Here is a 3,645-nt window from a genome sequence, read left to right as displayed (position 1 = left end):
TCGGCGAGCACCTGGTCGCCCGGCTCGGCGGGGACGAGTTCGTGATCCTGGTCGAGCGGACCGCCTGCACCGACGACGCCGTCAAGGTCGCCGAGGCGGCCCTCGCGGTGGTGAGCGAACCGGCCCTGGTGGACGGCCACGAGCTGACCGTGTCGGCGAGCATCGGCATCGTCGAACGGCAGGTGGCCGGCACCTCGCCGGGTGAGCTGATGCGGGCCGCCGACAGCACGCTGCACTGGGCCAAGGCGGCCGGGGGCGCCCGCTGGGCCCTGTTCGACGCCGACCGCAACCGCCGCGAGCTGGCCCGGTACGCCCTCTCGGCGGCCATCCCCACCGCCCTCGACCGGGGCGAGTTCTATCTGGACTACCAGCCCCTGACCTCGCTGCGGAACGGGCGGGTGCTCGGCATGGAGGCACTGGTCCGCTGGCGCCACCCCGAGCTGGGCGTGCTCCGGCCGGACAGCTTCATCGGGCTGGCCGAGGAGACCGGGTTGATCGTCCGGCTCGGCGGTTGGGTGCTGGCCGAGGCCTGCCGGGAGGCGGAGGGCTGGTCGGCGGGGCACGACGACCCGCCGTTCGTCAGCGTCAACCTCGCCGTCCGCCAGGTGCACCGCCCGGGCCTGGTGCAGGAGGTGCGGGGCGTGCTCCGGCAGACCGGGCTGCCCCCGGATCGGCTTCAGCTGGAGATCACCGAGAGCACCATGATGAGCACCGCCGAGGAGCCGGTTCGGGCCCTGCGGGTGCTGGCCGACCAGGGGGTGCGGATCGCCATCGACGACTTCGGCACCGGCTACTGCAACCTCGCCTACCTGCGGGACCTGCCGGTGACCGAGCTGAAGGTGGCCGGCGAGTTCGTGGCCGGCCTGCGCGCCCCGGCCGCCGACCCGGGCAGCCGTACCGACGAGCGGATCCTCGCCTCGCTGGTGTCCCTGGCGCACGCCCTGGACCTGACCGTCACCGCCGAGGGCGTGGAGACCGCCGAGCAGGCCGACCGGCTGCGGGCGATCGGCTGCGACGCCGGCCAGGGCTGGCACTTCGGCCGCCCCGCCCCCGCCGACCGCTTCCTCGCCCAGTGGGCCTGATTCCGGTACGCCGGATCCGGCCGAGGAGCAGGCGGCGTGGGTGGCCGCCGGGTCAGCCGGCGAGCAGGGCCGCCATCCGTTGCGCCTGGGTCTCCCAGCGCCACTCCCGCTCCACCCAGGCCCGACCGGCCGCGCCGAGCTGGCGGGCCAGGTCCCGGTCGGCGAGCAGCGTCGCCACCCGGTCGGCGAGCTGGGCGACGTCCCGACCCCGGACCACGTAGCCGGTCTCCCCCTCGCGGACCGCGTCCGGCGCGCCGCCGGAGTCGCCGGCCACCACCGGCAGGCCGGTCGCGCTGGCCTCCAGGTAGACGATCCCCAGGCCCTCGACGTCCAGGCCCCGGTTGCGGGTGCGGCACGGCATCGCGTACACGTCGCCGGCCGCGTAGTGCGCCGGCAGCTCCGCCGACGGCACCGAGCCGGTGAAGACCACGTCCCGCTCCACGCCGGCGTGCCGGGCCAGCTTCTCCAGCGCGGCCCGGTAGGGACCCCCGCCGACGATCAGCAGCGCGGCGTCGGGCACCCGCCGGCGGATCTCCGGCATCGCCCGGATCAGCATGTCCTGGCCCTTGCGCGGCACCAGCCGGGAGACGCAGACCACCACCGGCCGGTCGGCCAGGCCCAGCCGGATCCGGACCGGCTCCCCGTCCACGGACGGGTGGTACGTGTCCACGTCCACCCCCGGCGCCAGCCGGCGCAGCTCGGTCACCCCGTCCAGCACCCGGGCCAGCCGCACCCGGGTGTACTCCCCCAGGTACGTGGTGACGTCCACGCCCCGGCCGATCCGGCGCAGCGCGGCCCGGGCGCCGGGCAGCGCCGCCCAGCCGACCTCGTGGCCGCTGGGTCAGGGCCACCGCCCGCCGGATGCCGGCCCGCCGGCGCAGCCCCGCCGCGAGCAGCCCGAGGGGGGCGGCCGCGCCGAACCAGACCGTGTCGCAGTCGTACGCGCGGGCCAGCTTCGCCGCCCGCCGGGCCACCAGCGGGGTGGGCAGCAGCACCCGGGTGCGTTCCCGGACCACCTCGAAGGGCTGGTCGGCGTCGAACTTCTCGGCCCCCCGCCAGCTCGACGCATACACCACCACCGAGCCGGCGGGCTGGCGCACCGCCAGGTGGTGCACGAAGGACTGGATGCCGCCGGGGCGCGGCGGGAAGTCGTTGGTGACCAGCAACGTCCGGCTCATCGGCCGCTCTCCCTGGCGTAGGCGCGGGCGGCGGCCATCCGCTCCACGGTGGACGGATGCGAGGCCGACCAGAGGTACTCCCAGCGGGGCGGGTCGGGGTCGGCCAGGTTCACCCCGGCCAGCCGCCGCTGCATCGCCTCGAAGGTCGAAGGATCGCCGGTCAGGGCGAGCGCATGCGCGTCGGCCCGGGCCTCCACCCGGCGGGAGACCAGCGCCTGGACCGGCGCGGCGACCAGCCCGACGACCGTGACCAGCGCGATCAGCAGCGGGAAGGCGCGCGGCTCGGCCACGGAGTCCACCCCGGCCAGCCGCAGCAGCGGCGCCCAGGAACCGATCAGGTAGAGCGCGACCACCGCGGCGGCGGCGCCCAGCGCCCCGGTCAGGGTGCCGACCCAGACGTCCCGGTCCTTCGCGTGCCCCAGCTCGTGCGCGACCACGCTGGTCACCTCGGCCGGGGTCGCCTCGCGCAGCAGGGTGTCGTAGACCACCACCCGCCGGGTCGGCCCCAGCCCCGAGACGTACGCGTTGACGGCCTTCGTCCGCCGGGACGCGTCGGCGACCAGCACGTCGCGCACCGGCACACCGTCCCGGGCGGCCATGCTGATCAGCTCGCTGCGCAGCGGGCCCGGCTCCATCGGGGTGAACCGGTTGAACACCGGCTCGACCAGCACCGGGAGCACGAACGACAGCAGCACCACCAGCCCGGCCGCGCCGGCTGCCCCGAACGCCCACCACCAGCGCGGCGCGAGCCGGACCACGGTGTAGAAGCCGAGCAGCGCGAGCCCGCCGATCACCGCGCTGACCGCGTACGACTTGAGCAGGTCGACGGCCCAGCCGCTCCAGCCCTGGGTGCTCAGCCCGTAGCGGACCAGCACGGTCTGCCGCCAGGCGGCGAAGGGCAGGGTGAGCAGGTCGGCGAGGAGCATCACGGCCAGCCCGCCGAGCACCGCCCGGGCCACCCAGTGCCGCCGAGCGGCCGGCCGGCCAGCTCCACCAGGCTGCTGCCGAGCGGGGTCAGCCCGAGCAGGAGGGCCACCGCCAGGCCGACGGCCAGCGCGCCGTACCCGCCGGGGCGCAGCGCGGCGTGGAAGGCCCGGCCACGGGTCACCTGGTCGACCGGGAGGGAGCGCAGCGCGGCGAGCTGGTCGGCGCGGGGCGCGGGGGGTCGACTCCAGGGGATCAGGCAGGGCCGCCGTGACGACCAGCGCGACGGCCAGCCCGGCCAGGGTCAGCACCGCCCAGCCGCGCGGGCTCACCGCCGCGTCCTGTTGTCGCGCCGTACCCGAATCATGCCGCTCCTCCCGCCGTGATCGCTCATCCTATTGCCCGCCGCGCTCCGGCCGCCCGGGCGTCGGCGCCGCGACCGTCCGCCGCCCGCGCCCACC

The 3,645-nt window shown here is 76.4% G+C and carries 1 protein-coding gene and 2 pseudogenes; 1 reads left to right on the top strand and 2 read right to left on the bottom strand.

Annotated elements, in window-relative coordinates:
- Positions 1 to 1,082: bifunctional diguanylate cyclase/phosphodiesterase (locus JNW87_RS36210; protein ID WP_238455258.1), on the top strand; the 1,082-nt coding region annotated here is incomplete at its 5' end.
- A gap of 52 nt (positions 1,083 to 1,134) precedes the next feature.
- Here JNW87_RS36210 and JNW87_RS36205 read toward each other — a convergent pair.
- Together JNW87_RS36205 and JNW87_RS36200 are read right to left on the bottom strand one after the other, a co-directional pair.
- A pseudogene (locus JNW87_RS36205) lies at positions 1,135 to 2,260 on the bottom strand (glycosyltransferase family 4 protein).
- Positions 2,257 to 3,516: pseudogene (locus JNW87_RS36200) on the bottom strand (M48 family metallopeptidase). Before JNW87_RS36200 ends, JNW87_RS36205 begins: the two co-directional pseudogenes overlap by 4 nt.
- Positions 3,517 to 3,645 lie beyond the last annotated feature (129 nt).

This window comes from Micromonospora sp. ATA51, assembly GCF_016802855.1.
Classification (GTDB): Bacteria; Actinomycetota; Actinomycetes; order Mycobacteriales; family Micromonosporaceae; genus Micromonospora; species Micromonospora sicca.
This window is presented reverse-complemented; position numbering and strand designations above follow the sequence as displayed.